General features: G+C 63.7%; 16 protein-coding genes. 4 read left to right on the top strand and 12 right to left on the bottom strand.

Features of this window, described 5'->3' with window-relative positions:
• Positions 1 to 12 precede the first annotated feature (12 nt).
• Positions 13 to 516 (bottom strand): superoxide dismutase family protein, encoded by a 504-nt coding sequence (locus tag AAFN55_RS00715; protein ID WP_347796969.1) that lies wholly within the window; start codon positions 514 to 516, stop codon positions 13 to 15.
• A gap of 278 nt (positions 517 to 794) precedes the next feature.
• Here AAFN55_RS00715 and AAFN55_RS00710 point away from each other — a divergent pair, with 278 nt between their 5' ends.
• Positions 795 to 1,085 (top strand): septal ring lytic transglycosylase RlpA family protein, encoded by a 291-nt coding sequence (locus AAFN55_RS00710; protein ID WP_347800141.1) that lies wholly within the window; start codon positions 795 to 797, stop codon positions 1,083 to 1,085.
• 12 nt (positions 1,086 to 1,097) lie between these two features.
• Here the strand turns inward: AAFN55_RS00710 and AAFN55_RS00705 are convergent, their stop codons facing one another.
• Together AAFN55_RS00705 and AAFN55_RS00700 are read right to left on the bottom strand one after the other, a co-directional pair.
• The gene (locus tag AAFN55_RS00705; protein ID WP_347796968.1) at positions 1,098 to 1,976 is read right to left on the bottom strand and encodes an SMP-30/gluconolactonase/LRE family protein; all 879 of its coding nucleotides are present in this window, start codon (positions 1,974 to 1,976) and stop codon (positions 1,098 to 1,100) included.
• An 80-nt stretch (positions 1,977 to 2,056) separates the two neighbouring features.
• Positions 2,057 to 3,400, bottom strand: a complete 1,344-nt coding sequence (locus tag AAFN55_RS00700; protein WP_347796967.1) for an EAL domain-containing protein — start codon at positions 3,398 to 3,400, stop codon at positions 2,057 to 2,059.
• A 223-nt stretch (positions 3,401 to 3,623) separates the two neighbouring features.
• Between AAFN55_RS00700 and gshB the strand changes: the two genes are divergently transcribed.
• The 3 genes from gshB (at position 3,624) to AAFN55_RS00685 (ending at position 6,897) form a co-directional block, all read left to right on the top strand.
• The gene (gene gshB, locus AAFN55_RS00695; RefSeq protein ID WP_347796966.1) at positions 3,624 to 4,565 is read left to right on the top strand and encodes a glutathione synthase; all 942 of its coding nucleotides are present in this window, start codon (positions 3,624 to 3,626) and stop codon (positions 4,563 to 4,565) included.
• Positions 4,566 to 4,639: 74 nt separating this feature from the next.
• Positions 4,640 to 5,116, top strand: a complete 477-nt coding sequence (locus tag AAFN55_RS00690) for an SRPBCC family protein (RefSeq protein ID WP_347796965.1) — start codon at positions 4,640 to 4,642, stop codon at positions 5,114 to 5,116.
• Between the two features lie 248 nt (positions 5,117 to 5,364).
• On the top strand, positions 5,365 to 6,897 hold the full coding sequence (locus AAFN55_RS00685; protein ID WP_347796964.1) for a YifB family Mg chelatase-like AAA ATPase: 1,533 nt from the start codon (positions 5,365 to 5,367) through the stop codon (positions 6,895 to 6,897).
• Between the two features lie 81 nt (positions 6,898 to 6,978).
• On the opposite strand, the gene AAFN55_RS00680 is transcribed toward AAFN55_RS00685, so the two are convergent.
• The 9 genes from AAFN55_RS00680 to dnaK all read right to left on the bottom strand — a co-directional run bounded on the left by AAFN55_RS00680 (position 6,979) and on the right by dnaK (position 15,536).
• A complete protein-coding gene (locus tag AAFN55_RS00680) occupies positions 6,979 to 7,497 on the bottom strand; it encodes a transglutaminase-like cysteine peptidase (RefSeq protein WP_347800140.1) in 519 nt (172 codons plus the stop codon).
• A gap of 365 nt (positions 7,498 to 7,862) precedes the next feature.
• Positions 7,863 to 9,131: a polyhydroxyalkanoate depolymerase gene (locus AAFN55_RS00675; RefSeq protein WP_347796963.1), complete on the bottom strand. Its 1,269-nt coding sequence runs from the start codon at positions 9,129 to 9,131 to the stop codon at positions 7,863 to 7,865.
• Between the two features lie 138 nt (positions 9,132 to 9,269).
• Positions 9,270 to 9,830 (bottom strand): GNAT family N-acetyltransferase, encoded by a 561-nt coding sequence (locus AAFN55_RS00670; RefSeq protein WP_347796962.1) that lies wholly within the window; start codon positions 9,828 to 9,830, stop codon positions 9,270 to 9,272.
• A 3-nt stretch (positions 9,831 to 9,833) separates the two neighbouring features.
• A complete protein-coding gene (locus AAFN55_RS00665) occupies positions 9,834 to 10,127 on the bottom strand; it encodes a DUF1330 domain-containing protein (protein WP_347796961.1) in 294 nt (97 codons plus the stop codon).
• A 37-nt stretch (positions 10,128 to 10,164) separates the two neighbouring features.
• Positions 10,165 to 10,857 (bottom strand): orotidine-5'-phosphate decarboxylase, encoded by a 693-nt coding sequence (gene pyrF / locus AAFN55_RS00660; protein WP_347796960.1) that lies wholly within the window; start codon positions 10,855 to 10,857, stop codon positions 10,165 to 10,167.
• A complete protein-coding gene (locus AAFN55_RS00655; RefSeq protein WP_347796959.1) occupies positions 10,858 to 11,445 on the bottom strand; it encodes an NAD(P)H-dependent oxidoreductase in 588 nt (195 codons plus the stop codon).
• A gap of 84 nt (positions 11,446 to 11,529) precedes the next feature.
• The gene (gene pmtA / locus AAFN55_RS00650; RefSeq protein ID WP_347796958.1) at positions 11,530 to 12,132 is read right to left on the bottom strand and encodes a phospholipid N-methyltransferase PmtA; all 603 of its coding nucleotides are present in this window, start codon (positions 12,130 to 12,132) and stop codon (positions 11,530 to 11,532) included.
• A gap of 144 nt (positions 12,133 to 12,276) precedes the next feature.
• A complete protein-coding gene (dnaJ, locus tag AAFN55_RS00645; protein WP_347796957.1) occupies positions 12,277 to 13,398 on the bottom strand; it encodes a molecular chaperone DnaJ in 1,122 nt (373 codons plus the stop codon).
• Between the two features lie 221 nt (positions 13,399 to 13,619).
• Positions 13,620 to 15,536, bottom strand: coding sequence for a molecular chaperone DnaK (gene dnaK / locus AAFN55_RS00640; RefSeq protein WP_347796956.1), 1,917 nt, complete (start codon positions 15,534 to 15,536; stop codon positions 13,620 to 13,622).
• Positions 15,537 to 15,644: the final 108 nt, after the last annotated feature.

The raw sequence follows: 15,644 nt of genomic DNA, 5'->3' as shown, positions 1-15,644 counted from the left end.
GTTTTGACGCGCCTACTCGATGACTGCGCAGGCGAGCCGGTCTCCCGCGTCACCCGTCGGCTGCGTGACGTTGTCGTCCGCGCCGGCATGGATCATCAGCGCGCGACCGGCAATATCGGCGTCGCCGCTGCCGAGCGTCACGCTCGTATTGAACACCTGGGCGCGCAATATGCCGTCGGCACCGACATATTGGTTGGGCATGTCCCCGGCGTGCGGCCCGTTCTCGGCCATGAAACCGTGCTCTTTGCCGCCCGGATTGAAATGGCCGCCTGCCGATTCATGACCCGTTTCGTGATCGCAGTTTCCCGTCTCGTGAACGTGGAATGCAACCCACTGCCCTGCGGGCAAGCCCGACACCTCCAGCGCGATCAGCACCCCCGTCGGCGTTCCCGTCAGCTCCGCGCTGCCGACTTCGGCACCGGCCGCGTCGATGAATGTCGCGCCGGCGGTCCCCGTTTCCTGCGCGTTTGCGAGGGATGCGGTGGAGATAAGCAATGCAGCGGCGAGATACTTCATAGGTCCGTCCTCGTGGTTTGCCCCGTTTGCGTAACCACTCGCACGCCCATTCGTTCCCACCCGGACGCATGCAGGCCCGGGTCAGAACAGGCTCCGGCCGTGGCGGTCTTATGTTTCAGCATGATTCCATAAGTGTCCGCGCGTTGCGGATTAGGTCGCGCCCTCGCCCGATTCCCTACCTAGCGCCACATTTAACGTTAACGGCTATGGAACCACCCCGAATGATCGCAAAAGCCCTGCCCTACGCAGCAGCAGCCACCATCCTCACCCTCTCGGCCATGCCGGCCTCCGCACAATGCGGCAGCGCGTCCTGGTATGCGCTCACCTCGAAGACCGCGTCTGGCGAACGGATGAACCCCGCGGCCATGACCGCCGCTCATCGTTCCCTGCCCTTCGGCTCCAAAATGATCGTCACCAATCAGCGTAACGGCAAGTCCGTCGTGGTGCGGATCAACGATCGCGGACCATTCATCAAGGGTCGCGTCATCGACCTGTCCAAGGCCGCCGCCCAGAAGCTGGGTTTCATCAAATCCGGCCACACCAAGATCTGCATGACGAGCACGAGCTGATCGACGCTTGCGCTATAGCGCCAGCTTGGGATCGTGACGGCCCTTCATCGGCAGATCGATCAGGAAGGTCCTACCCGCCAGAGGGTCGGTCTTGCGCGCCGCCTCATCCATGCCCTGCCAGGCCGAGGTGACGATCATCCGCTCAGCTTTGGGGCCAACGAAGGCCGGACACGAACTCTGCCGCGCCGGGATGTCGATGCTCCGCAGCCTGCGCCCGTCCGGATGGTAGCAATCGACCGCGCCCGATCCCCAACGCGCGTTCCAGATTAGGCCCTCCGCATCGGTGACCGAGCCGTCGATGCCGCCAGCGATACCGGCATGGTCGAGGAAGACAGCCGGCTCACCCACCGGCAACCCGGTCTGTGGATCGCACGCCACGCGCATCAGACGGTTCAGATGCGTGTCGGCGAAATAGGCGACGGTGCCGTCGGGCGAAAAGCAGATCGAATTGGGGATCGTGATTCCGGGATAGAGGCGGCGAAGCTCGCCCTCGCGGTACCAATAGATAGAACCCGCGCCGACTTGCGTGCCCTTGCCCATGGTACCGAGCCAGAAGGCGCCGGAGGGATGAACGCGCGCATCGTTCGAGCGCGTCAGGGCATTGTCGGCCTCGATGGGGTGGAGAACACTGAGCGTGCCTGTCTGCACGTCACGCACATGGAGTCCGGTCTCGGTGAAAAGCGCGTGTCTCCCCTCATCGATCACCGCCAGTGCGCTTGCCATCTCGGGCAGTTCGTGGACGACGGTCTCGCCGTCGGGCCAGCGTTTTGAGAGCAGCGTCTTGCCGCGAATATCGAACCAGTATGCCGTGTCTGTCGCAGGATCGTAGGTCGGTCCCTCGCCAAGCTGGCAGACGTGATCCGAGAACACAGAAGCCGCTGTATCGTCCATCGCTTGTCCCCCGCGGTCCGGGCTGTCCCGGTCTGGTGATTTTGAGGCAGGTGCACACGTCCCGCAAGATCGCGTGTCGATCAGTCGGCCATCGCCATCGCACGATAGGCGTCGCGCAGGTAGCCCATCGTGGCGTCGGCGTCCGATGGTCGCCCGAACAGATAGCCCTGCCCGCCGCCGCATCCGAACTGGACGAGACGCGCAGCCTGCGCCTCTTCCTCGATGCCCTCCGCGACCACATCCATGCCCAGGCCCTCGCACATCGCCAGAATGGCGCGGATGATGTGTTCGGACGGCCGATCCTCGAGGATCGACGAGACGAAGGCGCGATCGATCTTCAGCTTGTCGAAATGGAACTCGCGCAGCCGCCCCAGCGATGACTGGCCGGTGCCGAAATCGTCCAGCGCGACGCGAATGCCGACACCGCGCAGATCGTTGACGATCTTTTCCGCAGATTGCGGATCGGACATCAGGCCGGTTTCGGTGATCTCGATTTCGAGACGTCTCGGATCGAAGCCCGTACGCTCCAGAATCGCCAGGATCTGCTGGCCGGTGTTCTGGTCGACCAGTTGCGACGGCGACAGGTTGAACGACAAAAAGAGCTCGTCGGGCCAGTTGCGGGCGGTCTGCGTCGCCTTGGACAGCAGGAGCTGCGACAGCGGACCGATAATGCCGCGCTCTTCCGCGATCGGAATGAATACGGCGGGCGAGACCGGCCCGAGGTCCGGATCGGTCCAGCGCGCCAGCGCCTCGAACCCGATGACCTGTCGCGACTTGAGATCGACGATCGGCTGGAAATGCGGCTCCACCTCGCCTGCCGCCACCGCGCGGCGCAGCGCCTGCTCGATGCGCGTCATGCGCTTGGCGGCTTCCTCCATCTCGCGGGTGTAGACCACGACCTTGCCACGGCCCGAGCGTTTGGCGTGATAGAGCGCGGTTTCCGCCTTGCTGACCAGCGTCTCGGTGTTCTCCTCGCCGGAATAGAACAGCGAGCAGCCGACCGAGGCCGAGAGCCGGGCGGTGCGGTCGCCGACATCGTAAGGCGCGGAGAGAATTTCGATCAGCATCAGCGCGCGCTGGTGCGCGGCGTCCTCGCTGAAGACCATCGGATAGAGAAAGGCGAACTCGTCGGCACCGACACGCGCCACGGTCGAGTGGTGGTCCATCGACGCCTTCAGGCGCATGGCGACCTGCAGCAGGATGTTGTCGCCCGCCCTGCGGCCAAACAAATCGTTGATCGGCTTGAAACCGTCAAGATCGAGAATGCCGACGGCGAACGGAGCGGGGTCCTCGGCTCGATCCACGATCAGCCGGTCCACCTTGTCGAAGAATCGGCGCAAATTGCCCAGACCCGTAAGCGGGTCCGTGAAGGCAAGGTCGGTGCCTTCGCTGGCGATCTGGCCGGTGCCGGACAGGTTGGGCATCGGCGCCTCTGTTGGTTTTCTCGTTTTCGCTTTTTTCAGGCCGAAAGCTGCCAGAAAACCCTTTAGGAAAGGTATCGGACAGAACAATCGCCCGGTCGCGCCAATGGCGACGATGACCAGCGCCAGCGCATGGCCACCGCGAGCCAGCCTGCTTTATCTCGACGCCGCCTGCGGGATGGGATAACCAGACGTCCCCGCCCTATGCATCCGCCGGAGTCTTCCCATGGCCCTTCGCGTCGCCGTCCAGATGGACCACATTTCCACCGTCTCGATCGCAGGCGATACCTCTTTCGCGCTGTCGCTGGAAGCACAGCGGCGCGGCCATGCGCTTTTCCACTACACGCCCGACCGGCTGACGATGGAGAATGGTGGCGTCTTTGCCCGTGTGGAGGCGATGGAGGTCCGCGATATCAAGGGCGACCACTACACGCTGGGGGCAGCCGAACGCACCGACCTGTCGACCATGGACGTGATCCTGCTTCGCCAGGACCCGCCCTTCGACATGAACTACATCACGACGACCCACATCCTGGAGCGCATCCATCCCAAGACGCTCGTCGTCAACGACCCGGCCTGGGTGCGCAACAGCCCGGAGAAGATCTTCGTCACCGAGTTTCCCGACCTCATGCCGGAGACGCTGATCACGCGCGATCCGGCGGAGGTGGATGCGTTTCGCCGCGCCCATGGCGACATCATCGTCAAGCCGCTCTACGGCAATGGCGGCGCCGGCATCTTCCACATGCGCGACGGCGACAGGAACCTCGGCTCGCTTCTGGAGATGTTCAGCCAAATGTTCCGGGAGCCCTTCATCGTCCAGCGCTATCTCAAGGATGTGCGCAAGGGCGACAAGCGCATCATCCTCATCGACGGCGAGGCCGTGGGCGCGATCAACCGCGTGCCGGCCGAGCACGATGCGCGTTCGAACATGCACGCCGGAGGACGCGCCGAGGCCACCGAACTCACCGAGCGCGAACGCGAGATTTGCGCGCGCATCGGTCCGTCGCTCAAGGAACGCGGCTTCATTCTCGTCGGCATCGACGTGATCGGCGACTACATGACCGAGATCAACGTCACGTCGCCGACCGGCGTGCGCGAGGTGAAGCGCTTCGGCGGTGCGGACATCGCCGCGCTGTTCTGGGATGCGGTCGAGGCAAAACGCGGGTAGATTTTTCCGGAGGGGCTGTCGGGTGCGGACGATCTGGTTCGTCCTTGGGGTATCGCACACAAGAGGAGAAGACCATGACTTCCGAAGCAAAGCCCGCCAACGACCGCGAACTCGTTCTCGACCGCCTGCTCGACGCACCACGCCACGCCATCTATCGCTGCTGGACCGAAGCCGACCTCTTGAAGCAGTGGTTCGTGCCGAAGCCCTGGACGATCGCCAGCGCCGAGGTCGATGTGCGCCCCGGCGGAACAAGCGACATCACGATGCGCGATCCGGACGGCAACGACTATCCCAACAAGGGTGTCTATCTCGACGTCGTGCCGAACGAGAAGCTGGTCTTCACCGACGCGTTCACGCACGCCTGGCAGCCATCCGAAAAGCCGTTCTTCGTTGGCGAGATCACGCTGGCAGACGAAGGCGGCAAGACACGCTACATCGCCCGGGCGCGGCACTGGACGGTGGAAGACCGCGAAAACCACGAGAAGATGGGTTTTCACGAAGGCTGGGGCCAGTCCGCCGACCAGCTCGAGGAACTCGCCAGGACGCTCTGAGCCTCCGCGAGATCGCTGTGGAAACCGCCTGAACGAGCCGGCCACGCGCCGGCTTTTTCGGTTTCGCGGAACAGATGTTCCGCATCTGCAACCACCTGCAACCTGTGTGCATCTCAAGCGCGAATTTGTTCTTGTATTGTTCTTGCCGTAGCGGCAGCTTTGTGCTTGAGTGCCGGCAGTCGGGTTTCGTTTTGGGACGGTTGCGTTTGGATTTGCCTGCGGGGGCGGATCGAAGGGGCAGGTAGAGCATGGTTGCGCGGGTCACCACCATCGCCTTCGAAGGCATCGAAGCCGTACCTGTCGATGTGCAGGTCATGGTCGGGCCTGGAAAGATCGGCATGCAGATCGTCGGCCTCGCCGACAAGGCGGTGGCCGAAAGCCGGGAGCGCGTGCAGGCCGCGCTTCACGCGTCCGGCCTGTCGATGCCGCCCAAGAAGGTGACGGTCAATCTCGCGCCGGCCGATTTGCCCAAGGAGGGCAGCCACTACGACCTGCCGATCGCGCTTGGCCTGATGGCCGCGCTTGGCGCCATCCCCGGCGATGTGCTGCAATCCTATGTCGTGCTCGGCGAACTCGCGCTGGATGGAACCACCGCACCGGTTACCGGCGCACTGCCGGCCGCGATCGGCGCGAACGCCCTGGGCAAGGGCCTGATCTGCCCCCATGCGGTGGGGCCGGAGGCGGCATGGGCAGGCTCCGACATCGACATCGTGGCGCCGCGCAGCCTGATATCCATCGCCAACCACTTTCGCGGCACGCAGGTTTTGTCGCGGCCGGAGCCGGCGGTTCATCCGGTCGCATCCAACCTGCCCGACCTCGCCGACATCAAGGGCCAGGAAAGCGCCAAGCGTGCCCTGGAGGTGGCGGCGGCCGGCGGGCACAATCTTCTGATGGTGGGGCCGCCGGGATCGGGAAAATCGATGCTGGCGCAGCGCCTTCCGTCGATCCTGCCGAAACTGTCGCCGCGCGAGTTGCTCGAAGTCTCGATGATCGCGTCGATCGCGGGCGAGATCGCCGGTGGAAAGCTCTCCGACCGACGGCCGTTTCGCGCGCCGCATCATTCCGCAACCATGGCCGCGCTCGTTGGCGGCGGCCTGCGCGTGCGGCCCGGCGAGGCGTCACTTGCCCATCACGGCGTGCTGTTTCTCGACGAACTGCCGGAGTTCAACCCGCAGGCGCTGGATTCCCTGCGCCAGCCGCTCGAGTCCGGCGAATGCGTCATCGCGCGCGCCAACGGGCGGGTCAGCTATCCCGCGCGCATCCAGCTCATCGCGGCCATGAATCCGTGCCGGTGCGGCATGGCGGGCGAGCCGGGCCATCGCTGCGCGCGCGGCCCGCGCTGCCAGGCCGACTACCAGGCCCGCATTTCCGGCCCGCTGCTCGACCGGATCGATCTGCGCATCGAGGTGCCTGCCGTCTCGGCGGGCGACCTCATCCGTCCCTCGCGCGCGGAAACCAGCGCTGTGGTGGCGGAACGTGTCGCACGTGCCCGGATGGTGCAGGCCGACCGCTATGCGGAGCGGGGGCTGTCCGGCATCACGACCAATGCGCTGTGTCCGACATCGCTGATCGAAGAGGTGGCGGCACTGGACCAGAGCGGCACGTCGCTGCTTCGCGACGCGAGCGAGAAGCTTAGCTTTTCAGCCCGCGCCTATCATCGTGTCTTGAAGGTCGCGCGCACCTTAGCCGATCTGGACGGCACGGCCAATGTCGGGCGTATTCATCTCGCGGAAGCGATCTCGTATCGCATGGCGGGAGAACGGCTCGCGCACGCGGCGTAGTCGAGCGACACTGCTCCGGTGTGAAACCGAGGCAGACAGATACCAACCGATCGAATAGCCCGTGGGTGGCTACGGCCCGCGCTACTCCAGAGCTCCGACGAGCATGTTCTGGTCTTCGCGAAGCGTCACCCAGCGACCCGTATGGACCGAAGCCTGCCGCTTCAGGAAGCGGTAGCCGGTCTTGTGCCAGAGGCGCATTTCGTTGCTCAGATTGTCGAGAACCATATCCCCGCGATCGGTGCGGACCGTCAGAACCGCGTGGCCTTCGCCGTCGCGCTTGCGCACCACGGTGATCAGAAGGTTCGACAGGGACATGCCCTTCTCTGCAAGTTGCCGGCGCTTTTCCAGCACATAGTCCTCGCAATCGCCGACATTGTTCACCGGATAGGCCCAGACCTCGTCCTTGCCGTAGATATCGAAGTCGCTCATCGGCTTCACGGCTTTGTTGACCGCGGCGTTGACGCGCAGGATCATCGCCTTGAGAGGCTCGGTCAGGATCGCGGGGCCGGAATCGCGCGGCCGGATAGAGCATTCCGAGGGATTGGTACGGCAAAAATCATAATGGCCGATCGGCTGGGAGGTGTATCCCCCAGTGATCATCGATCCGACGCCCGAAGCTTCGGTCGTCGTCCCCGTCGCCGCCGCGAAGAACAGCGCCGCGGCCGCGAGCGGCCACAGCCGCCACCTGCCATGCGTGGCTCTCATATCGCCCAAACCCCCGACTTCACCGATTCTTTTGATCGTTAAAGAAAAGTTAAATGGCGTTCGCCGCCGGAGTCAATCGGCCGAAAGGAGGAGTTCAAGGGGATGGTTAGCGTTACGAAAGCACTGTGTCTTCCATCACACAGGTGCCTGCACATAAATCAGGCGGCCTTTGAGGCGTCCGACCTGTGTGGGCGGGCCTTCACGCGACAAGCGAACAGAGGGCTCCGGAAGCCCCAAAACCTCGCGTTCGATGGGCGTTCTCAGCTCTTCACAAGGCGTGGTTTTGCCGACGAGCGCGCAGGGGTTGCCCGGCTTGTCATGAAGTCCACGATGCGCGGCACGATTTCGGAGCGGAAACGCGACCCGTTGAACACGCCGTAATGCCCGACCTTGGGCTGCATGTAATGCGCGCGCATCTCGTCGGGGATATTGACGCACAGATCGTGCGCGGCCTGCGTCTGGCCGATGCCTGAAATGTCGTCGTTCTCGCCCTCGACGGTGAACAGCGCGACGTTTCTGATCGCCGCCGGGTCCACCGGTTCGCCCCGATGCTTCATCCGCCCCTTGGGCAAATCCTGGCGCACAAAGACGGTTTCGACCGTCTGCAGGTAAAATTCGGCCGTCAAATCCATCACGGCGAGATATTCGTCATAGAAGTCGCGATGTTTTTCGGCGGAATCGCCATCGTCCTTGACGAGATGGACGAAGAAATCCTTCTGCGCGATCAGATGGCGATCGAGGTTCATGCTCATGAATCCCGAGAGTTGAAGGAAGCCGGGATAGACATCGCGCAGGAAGCCCGGATTCGGCCACGGCACCTGCATGATGACGTTGTCGCGGAACCAGTCGATGCCCTTTTCCTCGGCGAGCACGTTCACCGCGGTCGGGTTGCGGCGCGTATCGATCGGCCCGCCCATCAGCGTCATCGACGCCGGCGCGAAACGGTCGCCGCGCGCTTCCATCACTGCAACAGCCGCCAGCACGGGCACCGAAGGCTGGCACACGGCCATCACATGCGTATCGGGACCGAGATGGTGAAGCATCTCGATCACGTAGTCGACATAGTCGTCGAGATCGAAACGGCCCTCGGCCAGCGGCACCATGCGCGCGTCGATCCAGTCCGTGATGTAGACGTCGGCGTGCTGCGCCATGGCCTCGACCGTACCGCGCAACAGGGTCGCGTAGTGGCCCGACATCGGCGCGACGATGAGAAGCTTGGGGTCCGCCTTGCGCGATTTCGGCACGTCGCGCTGAAAATTGATCAGATTGCAGAACGGCTTCGACCAGACGGTCTTTTCAGCAACCGCCACTTCCTGGAAATCGAGCTTGACGCTGTTGATGCCGAAGCTCGGCTTGCCATAGCGGCGCGTGGTGCGCTCGAACACTTCCGCCGTCGCAGCGACCGAGCGGCCCCACGGCGTGGCTGCAAGGGGATTGAGCGGGTTCTGGTAGAACATGCGGACGGCGTCCGCATAGGCGCGCGCAGGCTGAAGCGCAGCGTGATTCATCTCATAGAGCTGATAGTACATCGATGCTCCCAACACCGCGGCCGGCAGCGGCGAATGGGTAAGCCGGTCGAGCAAATGTTATAAGGGAAAGCCTAACAGTCTTTTGCTGCAACGCAATAGAGTACGAAGGTCGAAGAGCTTACGCTCCGTGACGGCATTTCAGCCATCGGTCGCGCGCACCATCAGCACCCGTGCGGCAGGGGCCACGTCCTCCGGCAATTCGCGCAAAAAAGCCTCGCGCAGCGCAGGCGGCGCGCTGTCCAGCGGCAACTCGGAAAACCCGAGCGTCTCGTAGAAAGGCTGATTGAAGGGCACCGCGCGGAAGGTCGTCAGGCTCACGCCCTCAAGGCCGCGTGCCGCCGAGGCTTGCACGACCCTGCGCACCAACGCCGCGCCCAACCCCTTGCGTCCATGTACGGGATCGACGGAAAGCTCGCGCAGATGGAGGAACGAGCCCAGCGGTCCGGCAACCGCGTAGCCCGCCGGTTCTCCGCCGGCTGTCGTCGCCACCCAGACCTCGTGCCCCTTCGCCATAGCGCGGAAATCGGCCACGCTGGCGAACGGGTTGTCGGCGATCTCGGGGTAGCCGTGTTGGCGGAAGAGTTGGGCCGCCCGGTTCTCGATGCCCAGCAGCGCCGGATCGTCGTCCGGCCGGTGCGGGCGGATGGCGTAGCCCAGCGGCGGGCCATCACCCGGCGGCGCGGTATCGGCCCGTGCCACGGTTCAGCCCTCGGCGCCCTCGACGATCGTCATATCGGCGTCGGCCACCGTGATGCGGATCGCCTTGGCTGCCTGATACTCAGCCGAATTGTAGCAATCGAGCGCCGCCTGCATCGACGGGAATTCGATCACGACATTGCGGGCGCGGCCGGTGCCCTCAAGACCTTTCCACTCACCGCCACGCGCGAGGAAGTGCGCGCCGTAGCGCTCGAATGCGGGCTTCGCCGTCGCGACATAGTCCTTGTAGCGCTCGGGATCGCGTACATCGACATGCGCGATCCAGTATCCCTTGGCCATGATGTCCTCCCTGCGTCTTTTACGAAAACGTCGCTGCCTAAGCAGCTTCCATCTCGGCAATGATCGCCTGAGCCGCCGCGCGACGATCCTTCGCGCCGACGATCGGCCTTGCGACAACCAGATGGCTCGACCCGGCCCGCAAGGCGTCGGCCGGCGTCATCACGCGCTTCTGGTCGCCATGGTCGGCACCTACCGGCCTGATACCCGGCGTCACGACCGCCAGGTCCGGACCGACGATCTTGCGCACGGCTGCGGCTTCCGACGCGGCACACACGACGCCGCCCATGCCTTCGGTGCGGATCTGCTCGGCGCGGCGCAGCACCAGCGTGTGCGGATCATATTCGTAACCGGCATCGATCAGGTCCTGCTCGTCCATCGAGGTGAGCACGGTGACGCCCAGCAGGCAGAGATCGGAACCGCGCGCGGCTGCGACGGCGGCGCGCATCGCCTTGGGATAGGCGTGCAGCGTCAGCATCGTGACGCCCATCCTGACAATGTTCTCGACCCCCTCCGCGACCGTGTTGTCGATGTCGAGCAGCTTCATGTCTAAAAAGACCTTCTTGCCGTCGGCCACGAGGTCGCGGGCGAAATCGAGCCCGCCGGCAAAGGCCAGCCGATAGCCGATCTTGTAGAAATTCGCGACGCCATCCAACTCGCGAACGGCCTTTTCGGCGTCCTGAATGGTCGGCAGGTCCAGCCCGACGATGAGACGATCGCGCATCGAAGTCATTCAGTTCCCCCTGTCGGACATTAGCCACGCGTGCTCAATCAGCGTCTTGCACAGCCGCTGCATCCCCTTGCGCAGCCGCTCTTCCCTGAAATCGCCGTTCTCGTCGAAGGCCTCGCCGCTATTCGGCACAGAAACCTGCGGCGCGATCACGTCCACCTGCATGTGCGCAAGGACCGCGCGCAGATGGGCCGCGCTGCGTATGCCGGCGAAATGCCCGTTGGAAGAGGAGCAGATGGCCATCACCTTGCCAGGATACGGGCGCAGCGGCCTGCCATTGTCCGTGGACACGCGGCTCACCCAGTCGATCGTGTTCTTGAGAAGCGGCGGGATCGAGCCGTTATATTCCGGCGTCGCGATCAGGATCGCGTCATGCGCGGCGAACAACCGGGCAAGCTTGTAGGCGTTTTCGGGGATGCCCTCTTCCTTCTCAAGGTCTTCGTCCATGATGGGAAGGGGGTAGTCGGCGAGCGAGATGCGCGTCACTTCCGCGCCCTGCAACGCCAGTTCCTTCTGCGCCGCATCGGCATTTCGGCCGCTATAGGCGCCCGACCGGATCGAGCCTGCGAAGACGAGAATCTTGGGTGTCATGGGGCGCTTGCTTCCGCGTGTTCGAACGCCCCTTCGTATAGTCGAAGGGTCGGCGCTGTCAAAGCGCCGATAGCGCCGCCTGATTCAGGACGCGCGGGGGCGCCGGTAGATCCAGAGCTGGGTCGGAGGAAGATTGCGGATGATGAAGTCGAAATGTTCGACCGTGTAGTTTCCGCGGCCGGGCGGCACGGGAGAGCGCGGCCCGTAGGTAAGCTGCACGACCGGCCTGCCTGCCGGAATGCGGTCGAGCAGATCCTCGACATAGGCAACCCGCTGGGCGACGGGGAAATTGAGCAGCGGCACGCCCGATATGATCGAATCGAAGGTCAGGTCACGCTTGTCGCCGAGCGTCGCATCGAGGTCGAACGCATCGCCCTGAATGAAGTTGACCTGCGGGTAGGCACGTTCCAGATGCTCGACGAAATCCTCTGAATACTCGATCGAGTAGAGATCGCTCGGACTGACGCCTGCCTCCAGGATCGCCTTGGTGATCACGCCCGTGCCGGGTCCAAGCTCGAGAACGGGCAGTCCCGAATCGATATTGATGACGGACGCCATCTTTCGCGCGGTGACACCGCTGGTCGGCACGATCGAGCCCACGGCGCGGGGCTTGTCTATCCAGCCCTTGAAGAACCGCAGTTCTTCGTCGAAGCGGCGCGCCAGCGACCTGCGAAGGTCATGAGCCATGCGATCTCGTCTCCCGAACGTAAATTATCGTACCCTTACGTAAGGAATACGATCAGCGTTGCAAGCCTGAAGCGGAGCTTAGCACACACGCGGCCGGAACGCTGGGCCCGCTCAACATTTTTGCGTATGGCGTCAGCGCTCAGCCTATTCGCTGAACGAATCGAAGAAGACCTTCATGCGCGAGAAGAACCCGGTCGAATGGGGATTGTTTTCCTTCGACGAAATCTGCTCGAATTCCTCGAGGAGCTCGCGCTGGCGCTTGGTCAGGTTCTGCGGCGTCTCGATATCGACCTGGATGTAGAGGTCGCCGATGTTCGGCTGGCGCAGGATCGGCATGCCCTTGCCCTTGAGGCGGAACTGCTTGCCGTTCTGGGTGCCTTCGGGAACCTTCACGCGCGTCTGCGTGCCGTCGAGCGTAGCGACCTCGAACGAACCGCCGAGTGCTGCCGTCGTCATCGATATCGGGGCCTTGCAGAACAGGTCGGCGCCATCGCGCTGGAAGAATTCGTGCGGCTTGACCGACAGGAAGATGTAGAGGTCGCCGGCCGGCCCGCCGCGCGCGCCTGCCTCGCCTTCACCGGCGAGCCTGATGCGGGTTCCGTCCTCGATGCCCGAGGGAATGTTGACCGAAAGCGAACGCTCCTCGGTGACGCGGCCCTGGCCGGAGCATTTCGGGCAGGGGTCCTTGATCGTCTGGCCCCGGCCCTGGCACTGCGGGCAGGTACGCTCGATCGAAAAGAAGCCCTGCGACGCACGGACGCGGCCGGAGCCCGAGCACATCGAGCACGTGACGGGCTGGGTGCCCGGTTTCGCGCCTGAGCCCGAGCATTCGTCGCAGGTGATCGATGCCGGAACGTGGATTTGCGCGGTGCGGCCGTTGAAGGCCTCTTCCAGCGTGATCTCCATGTTGTAGCGCAGATCAGCGCCGCGCTCGCGGCCACCCGACGAGCGCCGCTGGCGGCCCATCATGTCGCCGAAGATATCCTCGAAGATGTCGGCGAAGCCGCCCGCTCCAAAGCCCTGTCCGCCGCCCATGCCGCCCTGCTCGAACGCCGCGTGGCCGAAACGGTCGTAGGCCGCGCGCTTCTGCGGGTCCTTCAGCGTCTCATAGGCTTCGTTGATCTCCTTGAAGCGCTGCTCGGACGCCGCATCGCCGGGATTGCGGTCGGGATGGCACTGCATCGCGAGCTTGCGAAACGCGCTCTTGAGCTCTTTTTCGTCCGCCCCCTTCTGGACGCCGAGCGTTTCGTAAAAATCAGCCTTCATGGGTTTCCCTGGGCGACGAGCCTTGGTTCAAGCGCCGATTGTTGCTGCGATACGCACACGCCCCCGGGCGCTGCATGTCATCGATTTAGTGAGCATTGCGTGGATATGCCAGATGTTGGCCGGTTCGAGCGGTGTTTTGTCCCGCATTCCAGCCGCAACCCGAAGCGCCCATCCACGGAAAAACCCGGCACTAGGCCGGGTTTCCGTTCGTTCTGGCCGGATCAGGCAGACTTCTTCTTGTCGTCGTCGTCGATTTCCTCGAAATCGGCGTCCACGACATCGTCGCCGCTCTTGGCCGCATCTGCCTTCGCGTCGGCCTCTGCGGCCTCCGCCTGGCTTGCCTCGTACATCGCCTGGCCGAGCTTCATCGATGCTTCGGCAAGCGTGTTGGACTTCGCCTTGATGTCCTCGGCGTCGTCACCCTCGGTGGCCGTCTTCAGCTCGGCGAGCGCGGCTTCGATGGCCTTGCGGTCCTCCTCGGAAACCTTGTCGCCATACTCCTTCAGCGACTTCTCCGAAGAATGGATCAGCGCTTCGGCCTGGTTCCTGGCCTCGACGGCGTCACGACGCTTCTTGTCCGTCTCGGCATTCGCCTCGGCGTCCTTGACCATCTTCTCGATGTCGGCGTCGGACAGACCGCCCGATGCCTGGATGCGGATCTGGTGCTCCTTGCCGGTGCCCTTGTCCTTGGCCGAAACGTTGACGATGCCGTTCGCGTCGATGTCGAACGTGACCTCGATCTGCGGCACGCCGCGCGGTGCAGGCGGGATGCCGACCAGATCGAACTGACCCAGCATCTTGTTGTCCTGCGCCATCTCGCGCTCGCCCTGGAAGACCCGGATCGTCACGGCCGACTGCGAATCCTCGGCGGTCGAGAAGACCTGGCTCTTCTTGGTCGGGATCGTGGTGTTGCGCTCGATCAGGCGGGTGAACACGCCGCCCAGCGTTTCGATGCCGAGGGACAGCGGGGTCACGTCGAGCAGCAGCACGTCCTTGACGTCGCCCTGCAGAACGCCGGCCTGAATGGCCGCGCCCATAGCGACGACTTCGTCGGGGTTGACGCCCTTGTGCGGCTCCTTGCCGAAGAACTGCTTCACGATCTCCTGGATCTTGGGCATGCGGGTCATGCCGCCGACCAGAACCACTTCGTCGATCTCACCGGCCTTGAGGCCGGCATCCTTGAGCGCCGCCTTGCAGGGCTCGACGGTGCGCTGGACGAGATCGTCGACGAGCTGCTCGAACTTGGCGCGCGTCAGCTTCATGGTCAGGTGCTTCGGACCCGTCGCATCGGCGGTGATGAAGGGCAGGTTGATCTCGGTCTGCGATGCCGACGACAGCTCGATCTTCGCCTTTTCAGCGGCCTCCTTGAGGCGCTGGAGCGCGAGCTTGTCGGTCTTCAGGTCGATGCCCTGTTCCTTCTTGAACTCGGCCGCCAGATACTCGACCAGGCGCATGTCGAAGTCCTCGCCGCCGAGGAACGTGTCGCCATTGGTCGACTTCACCTCGAAGACGCCGTCGCCGATCTCGAGCACCGAGATGTCGAACGTGCCGCCGCCAAGATCGTAGACGGCAATCGTCTTGCCTTCCTTCTTGTCGAGGCCATAGGCGAGTGCTGCCGCGGTCGGCTCGTTGATGATGCGCAGGACTTCGAGACCCGCGATCTTGCCGGCATCCTTGGTCGCCTGACGCTGGGCGTCGTTGAAGTAGGCCGGAACCGTGATGACGGCCTTGTCGACCTTCTCGCCGAGATAGGCTTCAGCGGTTTCCTTCATCTTCTGAAGGATCATCGCCGACACCTGGCTTGGCGACTGCTTGGAGCCGTGGGCTTCCACCCACGCGTCGCCATTGTCACCCTTCACGATCTTGTAGGGGACGAGCTTCTTGTCCTTTTCGGTGACCGGGTCGTCGTAGCGACGGCCGATCAGCCGCTTGATGGCGAACAGGGTATTTTCAGGGTTGGTCACCGCCTGGCGCTTCGCAGGCTGGCCGACCAGTCGCTCATCCGAATCCGTGAAGGCGACGATCGACGGCGTCGTGCGCGCGCCTTCCGCGTTCTCGATGACCTTGGCGTCCTTGCCGTCCATGACGGCGACGCAGGAATTCGTCGTTCCGAGATCGATACCAATAACTTTGGCCATGTTCATTCTCTCCGATTAGCAGGCCGTCGTGGACCCTCTAGAGGCATTCCGGGGGACGGCCCCCGTTACTCGACAAGTTCGCGAAAGCAGCCATCCATCGGCCACCTC

Source organism: Mesorhizobium sp. CAU 1732, assembly GCF_039888675.1.
Classification (GTDB): Bacteria; Pseudomonadota; Alphaproteobacteria; order Rhizobiales; family Rhizobiaceae; genus Aerobium.
Note: the sequence above shows the minus strand (reverse complement) of the source record. Positions and strands in the feature narration are given on the sequence as shown.